Genomic DNA, 16,988 nt, shown 5'->3' on the forward strand with positions numbered 1-16,988 from the left:
ATCAGGGCTTTGGAATTAATAACTTTACTAAAAATTAGTATGCAAGCACTGCACGACGATTTTTAGCATAATCTGCTTCCGAATGACCTAATACTGCAGGTTTTTCTTCACCATAAGAAACAGTTGAAAGTTGAGAAGAGCTCACACCTCTTGCAGTTAAATAGTTTTGTACTGCATCTGCTCGACGTTGACCCAAAGCAATATTATACTCTGGTGTGCCACGCTCATCAGCATGCCCTTCAATTGCAACTCTTGTATTTCTATTTGCATTTAAGAATGCTGAATGTCCATCAAGAATAGATTGATATTCACCTTCAACTTGATAGCTATCAAAACCAAAATAAACAGTATTATAACGTTGTTGAAGCTCTTGAGCTGTCATACCACCATACACTGCTGTAGTATCTACTTTTGTAGAATTAGAGCTAGAACAAGCTGCTAATACAAAAACAGGTGTTGCGATCATTAAAATTTTAGCAATTTTTTTCATTGAGATTTCTCCTCAAAATTATTATTTAGTTAAATACGGAGACCAAGCAGGAAACTTATATTGCCCCCCCACTCCTGGCAGGCTCGCTTTAAAACGACCATCTGCTGAAACTAATTGTAGCACTTTGTTCATCCCTTTGGTAGAGCTGTAAATGATCATTGTTCCATTTGGTGAAATGCTTGGTGTTTCATCTAAAAATGTGGAACTTAATATTTCAGTATTCCCAGTGATTAAATCTTTTTTCATAATTTTATCACCAGAGATCATAATTAAATACTTCCCATCCGACGATATTTTCGCATTATAACTTCCACTCCCTCCAATCACGGAAACATTACCTCCAAATACATCCATTTGATACACCTGTGGTGTACCTGAACGATCTGAAGTGAATACAATTGAGTTACTATCTGGTGACCAACTTGGCTCGGTATTATTACCTGCATTATGAGTTAATTGTACAGCGTGGCTATTATGAATATTTTTTACATAAATATTTAATACACCATCTCGATTAGAAGCAAACGCAATTTTTGAACCATCTGGTGAGAATGCAGGGGCTCCATTATGCCCTTTGTAGGCAGCTAAGATACTACGCTTTTTACTATTTAAATTATGTAACACTAATAACGATTTACGATTTTCAAAAGTTACATAAGCAAGTGCATTACCATCAGGTGACCACGTTGGAGACATTAATGGTTCTCGGCTATTTACAACAGTAAATGCGTTATGCCCATCGTAATCTGCCACTCGTAACTGGTAAGCACCAACACCTTTTTGCACTACATAAGCAATTTTGGTTCTAAATGCCCCCTTTATTTGAGTCAATTTTTCAAAAATTTCATCACTAAGAGTATGTGCTGCAAGACGAAGTTGTGTTTTAGGAACATTAAAAGATCCTTGTGCAATCACATTTCCTACCATACCAGAAACACCTAAGGTATCAATAAGTTGGTAAGCAACATTATAACCACTTCCAGATGTAACAATTTGCCCTATTACAATATTATCCAAACCAAGATCTGCCCACTGCTCAGCATTCACTTCAAAAGACGACGTAGGATTTGATGGCATTCTTGCTCGTGACAATGGTGTAAATTTACCACTATTACGTAAATCATCTGAAATAATTTGAGCAACATCTTCAGGTACATTCTCTGTAACCTTAAAAGGGATAACCGCGATGGGTTGTGCCATTTCGACTCCCTCGTCAATGGCAATACGAACGTCGTCATCTGCCATTATATTATTTGAAAATAATAGGCAAAAAATTGTTATAATGCCTTTGAAACGAAACATAAATTTCATCTACAAACCTCTTAATTAATTATTCTACTTTTAAACTAAAGTCTAAAATAGGTGATTGATACAGCTGATACACTTCATCTGATGGGGGTTTTGGCATTTTTCGTATTGCACGAATTGTTCTAACCGCCGCTTCACATACTTCAGTATCTCCATTTAATACTTGATGTTTATTAATGCGACCATCACGCTCTAAATAAATCTTAACACTGCACTGCTTTGATGCAAAATTGGGTTCAGTTCTATAACGGGATTGAATTAAACGCTTAATTCTTTGCCCATATCTAGCCCCAGAGATAGAACCTTTTCCTATTCCCTTCTTACCACCAATGCCTTCAGAACCTTTTTTCTCTATTCTTCCACCACTTAAAAAATCATTTAATGCTTTATTTTTTTTCCGTTGTTCAGCTTTGCGTTTCTCTTCTTCTGCCTTTCTTTTTTCTTCTAAACGCTTTTGTTCTGCTAGTCGTCTTTGCTTTTCTTTACGTTTTTTTTCAGCACGTCTTTTTTGCTCTTCTAATTTCTTTTGTTTCGCAAGACGTTCTTGTTCCAGTTTTTTCTGTTCTTCTAATTTCTTTTGTTCCGCAAGACGCACTTGCTCAAGTCTTTTCTGCTCTTCTAATTTCTTTTGTTCCGCAAGACGTTCTTGTTCCAGTCTTTTCTGCTCTTCTAATTTCTTTTGTTCTGCAAGACGTTCTTGTTCCAGTCTTTTCTGCTCTTCTAATTTCTTTTGTTCTGCAAGACGTTCTTGTTCCAGTCTTTTCTGCTCTTCTAATTTCTTTTGTTCCGCAAGACGCTCTTGCTCAAGTCTTTTCTGCTCTTCTAATTTCTTTTGTTCCGCAAGACGCTCTTGCTCAAGTCTTTTCTGCTCTTCTAATTTCTTTTGTTCCGCAAGACGTTCTTGTTCCAGTCTTTTCTGCTCTTCTAATTTCTTTTGTTCCGCAAGACGTTCTTGTGCCAGTCTTTTCTGCTCTTCTAATTTATTTTGTTCCGCAAGACGTTCTTGTTCCAGTTTTTTCTGCTCTTCTAATTTCTTTTGTTCCGCAAGATGTTCTTGTTCCAGTCTTTTCTGCTCTTCTAATTTCTTTTGTTCCGCAAGATGTTCTTGTTTAGCTTGTTCTAGTTTTTTATATTCTTCTGTAACCTGTTGAGTATCCACCATTACTGCATTTAATACATCACTATCTCCACCACTTCCACCTTCTGAAGGTAAAATTTTAGTGGACTTAGAAGCAAAAAAGAATAGTCCAATCAAGGCGATATGAAATATCACTGATACAATTATTGCAATACCTAATTTACTACGTTGATCTCTCACTTCTTCGTTCCTGCTTATTATTTACTCGAAGTCATTAAGCCTACGGTTTTTATACCCGCATCCTTTAATAAAGCAATACCCTTTATAATTTCTTCATAGGGTACATTTTTCTCTCCAGCTACCAAAAATAGTGTTTTATTATCTTTTTGAAAAGCTTGTGCTGAAAATGCAATCACACTTTGTTCTGTCAATAATTGTTCATTATCAACATCAATAAAATCACCCTCAATTTTTAACTTATATAAGCCCACACCTTCTACTTGTAAAATAACAGGTTTTTTATTTTCGTTAGTTACTGATTGACTATATTTATCCGTAGGCAATTCAACTTCCACACTCTGACTGATAACAGGAGCAGTTGCCATAAAAATTAATAGTAATACAAGTAACACATCTAAAAATGGAACAATATTGATCTCAGATTTAACATTATTACGATGACGACGACGGTAAGACATATCTTCCTCAAATATATAAACTAATAGCGGTAACTTTATATCAAAAATTTGCAAATTTTTGTGTATATCATACCGCTTGAATTCTATTTCTTAGTAAAAACTTGGCGATGTAAAATAGTAGTAAATTCATCAATAAAATTGATGTAACTTTGTTCCAATTTATTTAATTTTACATTCAAGCGGTTATAAGCCATTACTGCTGGAATAGCCGCAAACAAACCGATGGCAGTTGCAATCAATGCTTCTGCGATACCTGGTGCCACAGATTGTAATGTTGCTTGTTTAACCGCACTTAATCCCATAAAGGAGTGCATAATTCCCCAAACAGTGCCAAATAATCCAATATAAGGACTCACGGAACCTACTGTACCTAAAAAAGGGATATAGCTTTCTAATTTTTCTAATTCACGGTTAAGAGCTAAATTCATTGCTCGACTAGTACCTTGAATAATTGATTCAGGGGAATCTGCATTCGCTTGCTGTAAACGGGTAAATTCTTTAAATCCAACATAAAAAATTTGCTCAGTTCCATTGAGTGAATCTCGACGATTATCAAGTCCTTCGTGTAATCGAGTTAGATCCTCACCTGACCAAAAGCGGTTTTCAAAAGCAATAGAATACTTTCTTGCTTTACTTAGAAGGTGACTACGACTAAAAATAACTGCCCAAGATACTACTGAGAATAGCATCAAAATCACAATGACCACTTTTACAACAATACTGGCTTCTAAAAAAAGTGAAATAAAATTAAAATCCATTGACATTTACGACAACTCCAAGATTATTTTTTTAAAATTTGGCGAATTTCTTCAGGAATCGCCACGGGTTTCATTTGGTTTAAATTAACACAAGCAATAACAACTATCGCTTTGTTTAAACAACGATCTTCTTTCCATATACTCTGTGAAAAGACAATTTTTGCTTTACCAAGTTCAATTACTTCTGTTTCCACGTTTAACAAATCGTCTAAGCGGGCGGCACTTTTATAATCTATATCCATTTTCTTTACAACAAAAGCAAGGGACTGTGTTAAAAGTTGCTGTTGTGAAAATCCATTTTGACGCAAAAATTCTGTTCTTGCTCGTTCAAAAAAATGGAGATAGTTAGCGTGATAAACTACTCCGCCAGCATCAGTATCTTCATAATATACTCGTATAGGAAAATTCATTATATTGTTATTTCCAAAAAAGAAAGAAAACGCCTAAAATTTAGGCGTGATGATAGTTGCTATTCTAGTGCTGCATCAATAATTGTGCAAGTTTTTATTTTTTACTTAACCAGTATTAAAACAATTGCACTGAGTACAATTACATAACCAGTTAAAGGAAGAAATACTATTTTCCAAATTTTAGATTTAATTTCAAAACCTATTCCGTGGATCCACAATATTGTCATTCCATAAAAGACTAAAATAGCAAGATAAGGAATTTTGCCGCCAAACTGTTGAGAAAAAGTAGTTGAATTGAATAAAATTAATCCAAACAATAAAGAAGCAAAAATGAAAGAAAGGGCTTTCAAGAAGCCCTTTGATGTTAAGTTATAGAGTTTGTCTACCATTTTAGTCGTCTAAATGACCCGCTCTTTCTGCTTTTACAGTCATAGATACTGAAAATAAAACAGCTAATGAGACACCTAATACCCAAGTGATATAAAACATAATAATTTCTCCTTAGTAAGCTGCCTTGTTTTCTTCGATCTGTTTAGCATCAAGACGACCAAACATTGCGAAGTAACTCCAAACAGTATATGCAAGTACCACAGGTACAAAACCACAAGCAACATAGAACATTACTGTTAATGTATTTTCACTTGCCGTTGCATCCCACATTGTTAAGCTCATTTCTGGATGAGAAATTGATGGCATTACAAATGGGAACATTGATACACCTGCAGTTAAAATAACTCCAGCTTGCATAATTGATGATGATAAGAAGGCAAAGCCATTACGATCCGCTTTTGAAGCTAAAATCGTACCTAATGCACCAATTACTGCTAATGCAGGGATAATAAATAATACAGGTAGATTAAAGAAGTTACTAAACCAAGCACTTTGCTCTAAAGCAACTGTTTTGTTAGTAAATACCGATGGTGCAAGATGATTCATTTCACTTGTTACCACAAAGCCATCTTTAAAGTATAACCATACACCTGCTAATAAGAATGCACCTAAGGTTACAGTCGCTGTAATTTGTGCAATATTTCTTGCACGAACACGTAAATCGCCTGTTGTTTTCATTTGCAACCAAGTTGCACCTTGTGTGGTTAGCATCATTAAGCTCACTACACCACAAAGTAATGCAAATGGATTTAATAATCCAAAGAATGAACCAGTGTATTGAATTTGGTTAATGTTGTTAAATTCAAATGGTACGCCTTGTAATAAGTTACCAAATGCAACACCGAAGATAAGAGACGGTACAAAACCACCTACGAATAATCCCCAATCCCAAGCACTTCTCCATACTGGTGAATCAATTTTAGCACGGTATTCAAAACCAACTGGACGGAAGAACAATGCCGCTAAAACAACTATCATCGCAAGATAAAATCCTGAGAATGATGTTGCATACACTGTTGGCCACGCTGCAAAAATCGCACCGCCTCCTGTTAATAACCAGACTTGGTTACCATCCCAGTGAGGAGCCACAGTATTGATCATAATACGGCGTTCAATATTACTCTTACCCATTACTGGCAATAAGGTTAATACTCCCATATCAAAGCCATCGGTAATCGCAAAACCGATCAATAAAACACCGATTAAAATCCACCAAATAAAACGTAGAATTTCATAATCTAACATATTCTTTCTCCTACTTATTTCGCAGATTGTTCAAAGTGATAACGACCTGTCTTTAATGAACTAGGACCCAAACGAGCATATTTGAACATTAAATACATTTCTGCTACCAAGAAAATGGTGTATAAACCACATAACAATCCGATTGAAATCCAAAGATCTAAAGTGGTTAATGATGAGTTGGCAACGCCTGTTGGCAACATATTATAAATTGCCCAAGGTTGACGACCATACTCAGCTAAGAACCAGCCGCTTTCAATTGCGATCCAAGGCAATGGAATACCAAAAAGTAATGCTTTTAAGAATAATGGATTACTACCCACTCGACCTTTTAAGTTTTGATAGAATGCAAATAAGATCAATAGAAGCATTAATCCGCCTGACGCCATCATTATGCGGAATGACCAGAATGTTGGACCTACATTAGGTACAGTTGAATCTACAGCTTTTTGAATTTGTTCTTCTGTTGCATCAACTACTTTATCTGTATAAGTTTTTAGTAATAAACCAAAACCAAGATCTTTCTGATATTTTTCTTGGAAAGCAACTTTTTCAGCTTCAACATAATTACCTGAACGTAATCTTTCTAATAAACCATAAGCAATAATACCATTACGGACACGTTGTTCATTTTCTTTACGAATATCGTGAATTCCTTTAAATTGCTTATCCATAGAACGAGTAACAATAAGACCTGCCGCATAAGGGACTGAAATTTCAAAATCATTTTTTCCTTCTGCAGTGTTTGGAATTACAATTGCGTGCCAATCCGCTGGTGCTTTTTGAGTTTCCCATTCCCCTTCCATTGTTGCTAATTTCATCGGTTGAGCTTGACCAATTTCATAACCTGATTCATCACCCATCACAATAACCGAAAGAATAGCAACTAAACCAAAAGTTGCACCCACTGAAAATGAACGTTTTGCAAAGCCTAGATCACGCCCTTTTAAGATATAGTAAGAACTGATACCTAATACAAAAATCGCTCCACAAGTGTAACCAGCTGTTACTGTATGTACAAATTTAGATTGAGCTACTGGGTTCAATACTAAATCTGCAAAACTTGCCATTTCCATTCGCATTGTTTCAAAATTAAACTGCGAACCTTCAGGATTTTGCATCCAACCATTTGCAACTAAAATCCATAAAGCAGAGAAATTCGAACCAAAAGCAACACAGTATGTTGTTAATAAGTGTTTTGCTTTTGATAAACGCTCCCAACCAAAGAAGAAAAGACCAACGAATGTAGATTCTAAGAAGAATGCCATTAAGCCTTCAATTGCCAATGGTGCTCCAAAAATATCACCTACATAATGAGAATAATATGACCAGTTAGTACCAAATTGGAATTCCATTGTAATCCCAGTTGTTACACCTAGAGCAAAGTTAATCCCAAATAACTTACCCCAGAACTTAGTCATATCCTTATACACTTCTTTACCTGTTGAAACATAAAGGGTTTCCATTACTACAAGAATAAAAGAAAGCCCTAATGTTAATGGTACAAATAAAAAGTGGTATAATGCAGTTAATGCAAACTGCAAACGAGAAAGTTCAACAACGTCCAACATCTCAAACCTCTTTATTGTAATATAAGTATAAAAAATGAATTATCCTTAAGCTAAAAACCTAAGATAACCACCCAAATTGATTTTATTTTAGTCAATACTCAAAAAAAGTACTTTTTAGTAAAATCTAACCTATTCTACCCATAAACTGAATAATAAAAAATAGTAAAAATGTAACATTTGCCACATTTTTTAACAAAATTATCTCTTTTTATCAAAAAAATAAAATTAACTTGATATAAGTCAACTTTATAAAGCAAAATTAGTTGTAACACATTCAAAATAAAGCATATTTGATAATTATTATCAGTTGGTTCTGATTTTAGTTAAATATAGTCAAGATACAATTTTTTAACATCAATAACATTTAGCTTGATAGCTTAAATGTTGCCCAAATTGGTGCGTGATCCGAGGGTTTTTCCATTGTTCGAATCTCTAAATCAATTCCCGTATCCACACAACATTTAGCTAAACTATCCGTAGCCAATATAACATCAATGCGTAAACCTCGATTATCATTAATACCCTTTGAGCGGTAATCAAACCACGAATATTTATCATCAGCATCAGGGTTCATCATTCTAAAGGTATCGGTAAAGCCATAGCCTTGTAAGGTTGCCAACCACTCTCTTTCTTCGGGTAAAAATGAACATTTACCTGTTTGTAGCCAACGCTTACGGTTTGGTTCACCTATGCCAATATCTAAATCTGTAGGGCTGATATTGATATCTCCCATTACAATAATTGGATTTTCAGGGGAATGTGCTGTTTCCAAATAATGTTGTAAATCAGCATAAAATTTTTCTTTAGCAGGAAATTTAGTTTCGTGTTTACGGTTTTCTCCCTGTGGAAAATAGCCATTTAAAACAGTTAATGTGCCAAAAGGAGTATCCAAATCTGCCATAATCATACGTCTTTGTGCATTCTCATCGTCTGTAGGAAAACCTTTACGTACCGCCAAAGGTTCTGCTTTAGTCAATAACGCTACACCATAATGTCCTTTTTGACCGTGATAAAATACGTGATAACCTAAATGTTCGACTAATTGATGGGGAAAATCTTCATCAGAAACTTTGATTTCTTGTAATCCAATTACATCGGGTTGATGTTTTTCAATAATCGCCTCTAGCTGATGGGGTCTTGCTCTTAATCCATTGATATTAAAAGAGATAAATTTCATTGTTGTTCCTTTTTTATTGGTATAACAAGCGGTAAGATAAAGATAAAAATTTGCAAATTTTTGATCTTAACTGACCGCTTTCAATTCTTGAATGGCTTTTTCATCAAAGAAATATTGTGTACCACAGCACTCACACTGCATATCAATAATCCCTTGTTTTGCCGCTAACATTTCAGTAATTTCTTCATCTGAAACTAATAATAATGCTCCTGCTGAACGCTCTCTTGAACAACCACATTTAAAACTCACAGGTTGAGGTTCATAAACTTCAACAGTTTCTTCGTGATATAAACGGAACAACAATTCTTGTGCAGTTAAACCAAATATTTCTTCATTTTTGATTGTAGAAGTTAAGGCGGCTAAATGCTCAAAATCCTCTGGTTTACCTGTACCATCAGGCATAACTTGTAATAATACACCTGCACCAACGGCCTCTCCATTAAACTCACCCACACGAATAATTAACTGTGTTTTAAGCTGTTCTGAACGAGTAAAATACTCTTCTAAACATTCACTAATGGTTTCCTTATCTAGGGCAACAACACCTTGATAACGTTCACCATTTTCAGGCATCACAGAAATAATCAAGACTCCTTTCTCGCCCACCATTTGCTGTAATGTTGTATTGTCTGCAATCTCGCCATCCACACGTGCTAAGGCTCGCATTTGCTGTTTTTCATTACCATTTACTACCGCTAATTTTAATGCACCCTCACCACCTTGAATTTGTACGGTAATCGTCCCTTCAAATTTTAATGTTGCAGTCAATAAACTGGTTGCGACTAGCATTTCACCTAATAAATCTTGTACTGGCTTTGGGTAATGGTGAGTATTTAAAGTTTCTGTAAAGGTGTTATTTAAACGTAACCACTGTCCTCGCACTGCACGATTTTGGAATAGATAGCGGTACAATTTATCATTATCTTGGGTATAGTCTTTGGTGTAATCTTGTGTTGAAGTCATTATTTCTCCGAATGTTTAAATTTAATTAAATCACGACGTTCTTTTTTATTTGGTCGTCTATCTGGGTGTGGCATAGAAAGATAATTCATTTTACGAGCCAACGCCATTTTTTCTCTTTTTTCAATGCTTTCTGCTGTTTCTTGATACAATTTTTGAGCTTCTGGTGCCCCTTTACGTTGATCGCTGATTTCAAGAATTTCTACTTCTTTTTCCTCATTACCTTGACGTAATATCACCTTCGCACCAATTTCTACCACTTTGCTCGATTTAATGCGTTGTCCATTATAATGTACTTTCCCCCCCTCAATCATTGCCTTGGCAATGGTACGAGTCTTATAAAAACGTGCAGCCCAAAGCCATTTATCTAAACGAATTGCTTCAGACTCTTCTCTACCTTTCTTATTTTTTTGCTGTGCTTTTCTCATAACTGTCCAAAATGAAATAAAGTAAAAGTTTATTCTCTAATAAAGTAACAAATTGCGGAATCTTATTAAAAATCGCATCATTTGTAAATTTTGATCCACATCTTACCGCTTAATTAACGATAAAAACAGAAATTAACGTTTAGGAGAGGATTTATCTAAGATTTGTGAAAGTTTATCAATAATAATTTGAGGATCAAGCTCTAAAACTTCACAATACTGAATAAATTCAATAATATCTAAGCGACGATCCCCCGTTTCTATTTTTCCTATCAACGAATAAACGACGCCCATTTTTTCAGCTAATGCACGTTGCGAAAGACCAAGCATTTTTCGTTGGTTAATAAATAATTCACGTAACCACTGTTGCTCGTAAGAATGTATTGAAGATCGTAATTTTTTCATTGCACCTATTTTAGGTTCAAGTTACAATGCACCTGTTTTAGGTGCAAACTAATTGTTTAAATAAAAGGAGATGCTATGAAAAAACTAGGTTTACTTACTGCAATGACAATACTAACGGCTTGTGGCTCTATCGGAAATGTCATTATTTCTGATCAAACACTACAAGAAAAAGCCGCATTTGCATTAAATACAACAAGTAATAAAGTTAAAATTAGCCAGCGTAATGCAGGGCTTGATGATATTCGCTTTGTTGCCTCTGTTGGTAGAAAATCTTATCAATGCTATATCACCACAGTTGCAGGTGTTGTTTCTTCCGATGCGATTTGCTCAGGCAGTCGTAGCGTAAAACAAAAACGTGGTTCAACCTGTAATGCATTATTAAAAGCAGCTGGGCGTTGCTAAGGAGAATTTAATGAAAAAATCAATCTTATTATTCTGTCTATCTGCATTGCTGCTGACTGGATGCTCTGAAAAAGATAAAGCCTATTATTTATCTCATATCGATAATGCAAAATCAAAATTGAAGCAGTGTGAAAAACAAATGTTTGAAGCAATGTCTTCCAAAGATAAGGAAAAATTTGAAGCAATACGAAAAGATAAGGAGTGTATTGCCGCTGATCAAGCAATTCGTGAAAATCGTAAAATCCAAATAGAAAAAGCACGCTTGGAAAAAGAAGCCCTTGAGAAATCTGAGATTTCTAAAGCCCGTAAAAAGTTAAATGAAAAATTTGCAAAATTAGATTGGAAAGAGACCGCTTATCAGTATGTAAATAGTGATTGTGCAAAAAAATTATTCATTTCAAGCAATGATTACCTATGCCGAGCCTTTAAAGCACTCTATGATGAAAAGGCAGAACAAGGTAAAACAGCATTATTAAAAAATTCGTTAGAACAATTATTTGAATTAAAGAAAACCTATTGTGCAAAAGATCAAAGACGTTATTCAACTTGTGATATTTGGAAATCTGCTGTTAAAGAACAAAGTGCAACAGAATTTTCAAAGTTAGATTTTGAACAACTTGATCGTCAAAAAAATAAATATTGTGAATATGGTTCTAAATACTACGACGCTTGTTCAACCTTACAAGATGTTGCAAGAAAAAAAGAAAACATAGTTATTGAACAATATGTTAAAAACTACGATGCCTTAAAAAAAGTCTACAATCAATGTATCGCCAAGATTACTGAGTTGGCTAAAATTGATAATAGTTTCGGATTTTATAGCAAACGAAATGCAATATTAGAAAATTATCCTTGCTCACAAGCTCGTAGTGCACGTAGCAAATTAGGATTACCTTACGATAATTTCAAAACTTTGATGGATTAACCTTTTTAGTTAAATACACAGGAGAAAATAAAATGAGTGAAAATCTTAAAAATACCAAAGCAGGAATGACTGCAGGCATTATTGCTTGTGTTCTCGCAATTCTTGGAATTTTATTTTTAGGTACTATTTTTGTTCCACTTGCTGCTATTACAGCACTTATTGGCACAATCATTGCGGTTAAAAATAAAAATTTTGCTGGTATAGGAGTGAATGTCCTTGCTTGGGTATTAACTCTTATTGGTCTATTTACCTCGCCTATTTTATTAGCAGCAATTGGTATTGGTGCAGCAAGTTAATAAAACCTTAGATTAAAATAAAAACCCCAAATGTTGAACAATATTTGGGGTTTGTCCATTTTGATTTTAGGGAAACCACAAACTTTTACCTATTAATTTTTAGAAATTAAAATAAATGTTTATCAAATCGACCATTTTTCAAAAAATAATCGGTTTGATAAATCACTTGCTTAGAATAGAGCAATGTAGTGTGACTTAGGGGTAACTCAATATGATCAGTTTGATTCTCTAACATTGTTTCTACAAGACTAACGGTGCCATCATTGGGTTTATCTAACGCTTGAAAAAGCGAACCAATACCAATACATTTAGTTCCAGCAATAGAACCAAGTTCAATGTTTCCTTGCCAAGGTGGTAAATGACCATCGAGGGCATTTTCATAAGAGTGACCTAAAATATTAAAAGGAATATGATCTGTAATATATTGAGCCACTTCACTGCCGTTATGTGGTGTACCTAGTGTGACGATGCGTCCATTAAAATATTGTGGTGCATAGTCATAACCTAAGCGAATAAGTAAACCGCCCAAACTGTGCCCTACAAAGTGACAAATCTCCTCTCTCTGACATTGTTTCTTTACAAAATCAAATAGTTGTTCCGCATTATACTGTAATGAACACTGAGTAGAGGGGTATGAAAAAAGCTGTACATCATAACCACGGCGACTTAAATGATAATGCATATATTGCATAATAATACTATTCATAAATAAGCCATGAATCAAAAATAGTTTGGGTTGTTTCATTTTTTATCCTATTCTCATTTAATATGAAAGAAGCCGCTTAAGTGATTAATTGGGTATAACTTCCTCTAAATTCCGTAGAATAAGTTTCACTAAAAATTCCACTTCATAAAAGACAAAGACAAGGCATACCTTGTCTCTATATGAATTAATACTTGTAATCAATATACTATCCAAAAATAAATTGATCTTTCTTTTTTAATCTTTTGAATTGACTTAAAGCAACAATCACCAAAACCGTCAAATAAGCACTAAAAATCATAGCTAACCACTGAGGCATTGAAAAACTGAGGAATTGCCATTTTATTTCACTACAACTACCTGTTGCTTCAAAAAAATTGGGAAACCATTGATTTAAAGGTAATTGGTCAGGAAAATCTACCTTGATTGGACATTGATTCCAAGGAGAAGGATTAAATTGATAGTTATAGTGTTTAACTGATAAATTTAATCCTTGAACCGCACCTAAAATTCCCATTGCTAGGGCTATTAAACGAAAAAGAAGAAATCGAGGAGCAATAAACGCAATTGCTCCTGCAATACAAATAGCCAATAAGGCTATTCGCTCATAAATACACATTACACAAGGTGCTAATCCCATTTTGTGTTGAAAATAAAGGGCTATTCCTTCAAGTATTACTCCACTTAGGATAAGAAGAAACCAAGCACTACGCCCAAGGGAAAGCTCTTTGATGTAATTTAGCATAAATGCTCCTAGTTTAACGAATAATTAACCAACCCCAATCTGTCATTAGTGACGTTAGTGTTGGTAAAAATAATTTTAATGATGCGAAACCGACTAAAGATAACACAATTGTGTAAGGTAACGCCATATACACCATTCTACCATAAGATAAACGAACCAAAGGAGCAAAAGATGAGGTTAATAAGAATAAAAATGCCGCTTGTCCATTTGGTGTTGCCACTGATGGTAAATTAGTACCTGTATTAATTGCAACAGAAATTAAGTCAAATTGTTCACGCGTAATAATATTCTCTTTTAAAGCGTGGAAAGCTTCATTAATATAAACTGTTCCTACAAAGACATTATCAGAAATCATCGAGAGCAATCCATTAAAGATATAGAATAATCCAAGCTGTGAATCAGTATCTGCGGCTAACACATATTTAATAATTGGTTCAAAAAGTTTTAAGTCAACGATTACAGCCACTATTGAGAAGAAAACGACAAGTAATGCAGTAAAAGGCAATGACTCTTTAAATGATTCTCCTATCGAATGTTCATCAATGATACCACAGAAAGAAGTACAGATAATGATAATAGTTAAACCAATAATTCCAACATCCGCCAAATGGAATGCTAACCCAATAACTAACCAAATTCCTGCAAGGGCTTGAATAACTAATTTCGCACGATCTTGATCGGTCATTTTTTTATCTTGTTCTGTATTAAAACGCGCTAAAATTGCCCATACACGACGTGGCAACGGGTCACCATAGCCAAATAATCTGTATCGTTCTAAAAGATAACAAGTAACAGCACCGCATAATAAAACAGGGACACTTACAGGGGCAACACGTAATACAAATTCACCAAAATGCCAACTAGCTTTATCTGCAATAATTAAGTTTTGAGGTTCGCCTACCATTGTCATTACACCACCTAACGCACTTCCTACACCTGCGTGCATAAGTAAGCTACGTAAAAAGCTACGGAAATGTTCCAAAATTTGTTTGTTGGTAGTGATTTTTTCATCACAATAAATATCGTTTACATCATCATCAAAGGTGTAACCAGAAGCTACTTTATGATAAACCCCGTAAAAACCTACGCTGACACTGATAATAACGGCAATAACAGTTAGAGCATCTAAGAATGCAGAAAGAAAAGCTGCACTTAAACAAAAGGCTAATGATAATGTTCTTTTTGAACGTACTACAATTAATAGCTTAGTAAATGCATAAAGTAGTAACTGTTTCATAAAGTAAATACCCGCTACCATAAACATTAATAGCAAAATAACTTCAAAATTTGCCATTATTTCTTCTTTAATATGTTCAGGATGCGTCATTCCAATTACAACCGCTTCCATAGCTAATAAACCACCAGGTTGTAAAGGATAGCATTTTAGTGCCATTGCTAAGGTAAAGATAAATTCACAGACTAAACACCAACCAGCAACAAATGGGTCGATGAAAAATAAAATTGGATTTAAAACCAAAAAAAAGATAATGGCATATTTATACCATAATGGGGAATTTCCTAAAAAATTCTTGAAAATAGAACTCGGGGCTATCATAAACAACTCTCTCCTCTGACCAAATTTATAACATCATTTGGTTAAATTTTTAATTATTGTCTCATATTGTAATATAGATTAGATTAAACGATAATAGGGAAAGGCAATATTAATGCAAAAGATTTTAAAAATTATCAATAAATTCAAAAAATTTATTGATTTGATGAAAATTCACACATTATTTGGGATGTTATAACTAAATGAATGAAAACAAATTTGGTATTTTAAAAGCCAGTAGTCCAGCAGCATTAGCAGAAGAGTATATTATTAAAAGTATTTGGAATAATACTTATCCACCTAATTCATATTTACCTGCTGAAAGAGAATTAGCGGATACTATTGGGGTAACACGAACAACATTACGAGAAGTTTTACAGCGTCTCGCTCGTGAAGGTTGGTTAAATATTCAGCACGGCAAACCAACTTATGTTAATAATATTTGGGAAACAGGCGGAACAAGTGTGGTAGAAAAGTTATTTCAACTTGATAAAACAGTCGCCCCTCTTATTATTGCAGATATTCTTTCATTACGTACTCGAATGTCAGATTCTTATATTCCGAAAGCAATCGAAACAGATCCTGAAGGTTCTTTGGCAATTTTTGAACAATTAGAACAATTAGACGATACAGCAAAAGCCTATACCGAATTTGATTACCACGTATTTAGAAGTTTTACTGTCGTTGCAAATAAACCTGTTTATGGTTTAATTTTTAATAGCTTTAAAGGTTTGTATAATCAGATTGGAGGTATTTATTTTAGTATTCCTGAAGGGCGAAAATTAGCACACGATTTTTACACTAGCTTACAAGAGTTATGTAGAAATGAAAACGCTGAAAAAGTACGAGAATGTATTAAAATACACCGAGAACAAAGTACCAAACTATGGAATGAAATACTAGGAAAGCTAGGGACTAAACCTAGAATGGAAGGCTAATATTGTTATATTCAAGCGGTGACTTTATCTCAACTTTTTGCAAATTTTTGATCAAATAATACCGCTTATAACTCATCAAAATACTGATCACCCCAAGTTTGCTCAGCGAGTTTTAATAAAGTGGCAAAATCTTGATAAGAAGGCATCATTTGTTCTTCCACATCAATTTGCTCACTAATCAATTTTATGCGTAACTCCTCATACCACTTTAATAAAGAAAGAGAAAGAGGAGATTTAGCTCGTCTACCAAGCCAAAACAATCCTTGAAAGGGAATGCTCAATGCAAATAACGCAGTAATTAAAACATTGACTAAAATAAATTGAGTGGGACTATGTAAAAAATATTGCCAAATAATGGCAAAACAAGCAAAAGCAGGCATTACTTTTTGTGCAAATTTAACCCATTTAATAAAGCGGTAATCCGGCATAAAGACATTGAGTTTTTTTTGATTTGGTAAGGTTTCAATATAATTCTGTCCTGCTTTTAGTGTGTCATACATAATACTACCTATTTA

22 protein-coding genes are annotated in these 16,988 nt (G+C 34.3%); 4 read left to right on the forward strand and 18 right to left on the reverse strand.

Annotated features, from left to right (window positions below):
• Positions 1-34: 34 nt before the first annotated feature.
• From pal to U9966_RS08860, 14 genes are all read right to left on the reverse strand, one after another.
• A complete protein-coding gene (pal, locus tag U9966_RS08795) occupies positions 35-490 on the reverse strand; it encodes a peptidoglycan-associated lipoprotein Pal (RefSeq protein WP_306346547.1) in 456 nt (151 codons plus the stop codon).
• A gap of 21 nt (positions 491-511) precedes the next feature.
• Positions 512-1,801: a Tol-Pal system beta propeller repeat protein TolB gene (gene tolB / locus U9966_RS08800; protein ID WP_407675173.1), complete on the reverse strand. Its 1,290-nt coding sequence runs from the start codon at positions 1,799-1,801 to the stop codon at positions 512-514.
• A 19-nt stretch (positions 1,802-1,820) separates the two neighbouring features.
• Complete coding sequence (tolA, locus tag U9966_RS08805; protein ID WP_306346546.1) at positions 1,821-3,116, reverse strand: cell envelope integrity protein TolA; 1,296 nt, start codon at positions 3,114-3,116, stop codon at positions 1,821-1,823.
• 17 nt (positions 3,117-3,133) lie between these two features.
• A complete protein-coding gene (tolR, locus tag U9966_RS08810) occupies positions 3,134-3,574 on the reverse strand; it encodes a colicin uptake protein TolR (RefSeq protein ID WP_211597076.1) in 441 nt (146 codons plus the stop codon).
• A gap of 83 nt (positions 3,575-3,657) precedes the next feature.
• Positions 3,658-4,338, reverse strand: coding sequence for a protein TolQ (gene tolQ, locus U9966_RS08815; protein WP_306346545.1), 681 nt, complete (start codon positions 4,336-4,338; stop codon positions 3,658-3,660).
• 17 nt (positions 4,339-4,355) lie between these two features.
• Positions 4,356-4,742, reverse strand: a complete 387-nt coding sequence (gene ybgC / locus U9966_RS08820) for a tol-pal system-associated acyl-CoA thioesterase (protein WP_306346544.1) — start codon at positions 4,740-4,742, stop codon at positions 4,356-4,358.
• A 101-nt stretch (positions 4,743-4,843) separates the two neighbouring features.
• The gene (ybgE, locus tag U9966_RS08825) at positions 4,844-5,131 is read right to left on the reverse strand and encodes a cyd operon protein YbgE (protein ID WP_306346543.1); all 288 of its coding nucleotides are present in this window, start codon (positions 5,129-5,131) and stop codon (positions 4,844-4,846) included.
• A gap of 1 nt (position 5,132) precedes the next feature.
• Positions 5,133-5,231 (reverse strand): cytochrome bd oxidase small subunit, CydX/CbdX family, encoded by a 99-nt coding sequence (locus U9966_RS08830; protein WP_306346542.1) that lies wholly within the window; start codon positions 5,229-5,231, stop codon positions 5,133-5,135.
• A 12-nt stretch (positions 5,232-5,243) separates the two neighbouring features.
• Positions 5,244-6,377: a cytochrome d ubiquinol oxidase subunit II gene (gene cydB / locus U9966_RS08835; protein ID WP_306346541.1), complete on the reverse strand. Its 1,134-nt coding sequence runs from the start codon at positions 6,375-6,377 to the stop codon at positions 5,244-5,246.
• A 14-nt stretch (positions 6,378-6,391) separates the two neighbouring features.
• Positions 6,392-7,945: a cytochrome ubiquinol oxidase subunit I gene (locus tag U9966_RS08840; protein WP_306346540.1), complete on the reverse strand. Its 1,554-nt coding sequence runs from the start codon at positions 7,943-7,945 to the stop codon at positions 6,392-6,394.
• A 364-nt stretch (positions 7,946-8,309) separates the two neighbouring features.
• On the reverse strand, positions 8,310-9,122 hold the full coding sequence (xthA, locus tag U9966_RS08845) for an exodeoxyribonuclease III (protein ID WP_211597069.1): 813 nt from the start codon (positions 9,120-9,122) through the stop codon (positions 8,310-8,312).
• A gap of 66 nt (positions 9,123-9,188) precedes the next feature.
• Positions 9,189-10,085, reverse strand: coding sequence for an Hsp33 family molecular chaperone HslO (gene hslO / locus U9966_RS08850; protein WP_306346539.1), 897 nt, complete (start codon positions 10,083-10,085; stop codon positions 9,189-9,191).
• Complete coding sequence (hslR, locus tag U9966_RS08855; RefSeq protein ID WP_090921520.1) at positions 10,085-10,510, reverse strand: ribosome-associated heat shock protein Hsp15; 426 nt, start codon at positions 10,508-10,510, stop codon at positions 10,085-10,087. Before hslR ends, hslO begins: the two co-directional genes overlap by 1 nt.
• Positions 10,511-10,642: 132 nt before the next feature.
• Positions 10,643-10,912, reverse strand: a complete 270-nt coding sequence (locus tag U9966_RS08860; RefSeq protein ID WP_306346538.1) for a helix-turn-helix domain-containing protein — start codon at positions 10,910-10,912, stop codon at positions 10,643-10,645.
• A gap of 75 nt (positions 10,913-10,987) precedes the next feature.
• On the opposite strand from U9966_RS08860, the gene U9966_RS08865 reads away from it, so the two are divergent.
• The 3 genes from U9966_RS08865 to U9966_RS08875 are packed head-to-tail and all read left to right on the forward strand — an operon-like array spanning position 10,988 to position 12,535.
• On the forward strand, positions 10,988-11,314 hold the full coding sequence (locus U9966_RS08865) for a hypothetical protein (RefSeq protein ID WP_306346537.1): 327 nt from the start codon (positions 10,988-10,990) through the stop codon (positions 11,312-11,314).
• A gap of 10 nt (positions 11,315-11,324) precedes the next feature.
• Positions 11,325-12,239, forward strand: coding sequence for a hypothetical protein (locus tag U9966_RS08870; RefSeq protein ID WP_306346536.1), 915 nt, complete (start codon positions 11,325-11,327; stop codon positions 12,237-12,239).
• Positions 12,240-12,271: 32 nt separating this feature from the next.
• Positions 12,272-12,535 (forward strand): hypothetical protein, encoded by a 264-nt coding sequence (locus U9966_RS08875; protein WP_306346535.1) that lies wholly within the window; start codon positions 12,272-12,274, stop codon positions 12,533-12,535.
• A gap of 106 nt (positions 12,536-12,641) precedes the next feature.
• Here the strand turns inward: U9966_RS08875 and U9966_RS08880 are convergent, their stop codons facing one another.
• The 3 genes from U9966_RS08880 to nhaB form a co-directional block, all read right to left on the reverse strand.
• Positions 12,642-13,280, reverse strand: a complete 639-nt coding sequence (locus tag U9966_RS08880) for a lipase family alpha/beta hydrolase (RefSeq protein WP_306346534.1) — start codon at positions 13,278-13,280, stop codon at positions 12,642-12,644.
• 166 nt (positions 13,281-13,446) lie between these two features.
• On the reverse strand, positions 13,447-13,983 hold the full coding sequence (gene dsbB, locus U9966_RS08885) for a disulfide bond formation protein DsbB (protein WP_306346533.1): 537 nt from the start codon (positions 13,981-13,983) through the stop codon (positions 13,447-13,449).
• Positions 13,984-13,996: 13 nt separating this feature from the next.
• Complete coding sequence (gene nhaB, locus U9966_RS08890) at positions 13,997-15,538, reverse strand: sodium/proton antiporter NhaB (protein WP_306346532.1); 1,542 nt, start codon at positions 15,536-15,538, stop codon at positions 13,997-13,999.
• 200 nt (positions 15,539-15,738) lie between these two features.
• On the opposite strand from nhaB, the gene fadR reads away from it, so the two are divergent.
• Positions 15,739-16,473: a fatty acid metabolism transcriptional regulator FadR gene (gene fadR / locus U9966_RS08895; RefSeq protein WP_306346531.1), complete on the forward strand. Its 735-nt coding sequence runs from the start codon at positions 15,739-15,741 to the stop codon at positions 16,471-16,473.
• Positions 16,474-16,538: 65 nt separating this feature from the next.
• On the opposite strand, the gene yfbV is transcribed toward fadR, so the two are convergent.
• Positions 16,539-16,973: a terminus macrodomain insulation protein YfbV gene (gene yfbV, locus U9966_RS08900; RefSeq protein WP_306346530.1), complete on the reverse strand. Its 435-nt coding sequence runs from the start codon at positions 16,971-16,973 to the stop codon at positions 16,539-16,541.
• Positions 16,974-16,988 lie beyond the last annotated feature (15 nt).

It is taken from the genome of Pasteurella atlantica (genome assembly GCF_963693435.1).
GTDB classification, from domain to species: domain Bacteria; phylum Pseudomonadota; class Gammaproteobacteria; order Enterobacterales; family Pasteurellaceae; genus Phocoenobacter; species Phocoenobacter atlanticus.

What these genes read in the sequence shown, in the direction of transcription:
- pal (WP_306346547.1), bottom strand. Translation starts at nt 490, where the DNA reads ATGAAAAAAATTGCTAAAATTTTAATGATCGCAACACCTGTTTTTGTA.
- tolB (WP_407675173.1), bottom strand. Translation starts at nt 1,801, where the DNA reads ATGAAATTTATGTTTCGTTTCAAAGGCATTATAACAATTTTTTGCCTA.
- tolR (WP_211597076.1), bottom strand. Translation starts at nt 3,574, where the DNA reads ATGTCTTACCGTCGTCGTCATCGTAATAATGTTAAATCTGAGATCAAT.
- tolQ (WP_306346545.1), bottom strand. Translation starts at nt 4,338, where the DNA reads ATGTCAATGGATTTTAATTTTATTTCACTTTTTTTAGAAGCCAGTATT.
- ybgC (WP_306346544.1), bottom strand. Translation starts at nt 4,742, where the DNA reads ATGAATTTTCCTATACGAGTATATTATGAAGATACTGATGCTGGCGGA.
- ybgE (WP_306346543.1), bottom strand. Translation starts at nt 5,131, where the DNA reads ATGGTAGACAAACTCTATAACTTAACATCAAAGGGCTTCTTGAAAGCC.
- U9966_RS08830 (WP_306346542.1), bottom strand. Translation starts at nt 5,231, where the DNA reads ATGTTTTATATCACTTGGGTATTAGGTGTCTCATTAGCTGTTTTATTT.
- cydB (WP_306346541.1), bottom strand. Translation starts at nt 6,377, where the DNA reads ATGTTAGATTATGAAATTCTACGTTTTATTTGGTGGATTTTAATCGGT.
- U9966_RS08840 (WP_306346540.1), bottom strand. Translation starts at nt 7,945, where the DNA reads ATGTTGGACGTTGTTGAACTTTCTCGTTTGCAGTTTGCATTAACTGCA.
- xthA (WP_211597069.1), bottom strand. Translation starts at nt 9,122, where the DNA reads ATGAAATTTATCTCTTTTAATATCAATGGATTAAGAGCAAGACCCCAT.
- hslO (WP_306346539.1), bottom strand. Translation starts at nt 10,085, where the DNA reads ATGACTTCAACACAAGATTACACCAAAGACTATACCCAAGATAATGAT.
- hslR (WP_090921520.1), bottom strand. Translation starts at nt 10,510, where the DNA reads ATGAGAAAAGCACAGCAAAAAAATAAGAAAGGTAGAGAAGAGTCTGAA.
- U9966_RS08860 (WP_306346538.1), bottom strand. Translation starts at nt 10,912, where the DNA reads ATGAAAAAATTACGATCTTCAATACATTCTTACGAGCAACAGTGGTTA.
- U9966_RS08865 (WP_306346537.1), top strand. Translation starts at nt 10,988, where the DNA reads ATGAAAAAACTAGGTTTACTTACTGCAATGACAATACTAACGGCTTGT.
- U9966_RS08870 (WP_306346536.1), top strand. Translation starts at nt 11,325, where the DNA reads ATGAAAAAATCAATCTTATTATTCTGTCTATCTGCATTGCTGCTGACT.
- U9966_RS08875 (WP_306346535.1), top strand. Translation starts at nt 12,272, where the DNA reads ATGAGTGAAAATCTTAAAAATACCAAAGCAGGAATGACTGCAGGCATT.
- U9966_RS08880 (WP_306346534.1), bottom strand. Translation starts at nt 13,280, where the DNA reads ATGAAACAACCCAAACTATTTTTGATTCATGGCTTATTTATGAATAGT.
- dsbB (WP_306346533.1), bottom strand. Translation starts at nt 13,983, where the DNA reads ATGCTAAATTACATCAAAGAGCTTTCCCTTGGGCGTAGTGCTTGGTTT.
- nhaB (WP_306346532.1), bottom strand. Translation starts at nt 15,538, where the DNA reads ATGATAGCCCCGAGTTCTATTTTCAAGAATTTTTTAGGAAATTCCCCA.
- fadR (WP_306346531.1), top strand. Translation starts at nt 15,739, where the DNA reads ATGAATGAAAACAAATTTGGTATTTTAAAAGCCAGTAGTCCAGCAGCA.
- yfbV (WP_306346530.1), bottom strand. Translation starts at nt 16,973, where the DNA reads ATGTATGACACACTAAAAGCAGGACAGAATTATATTGAAACCTTACCA.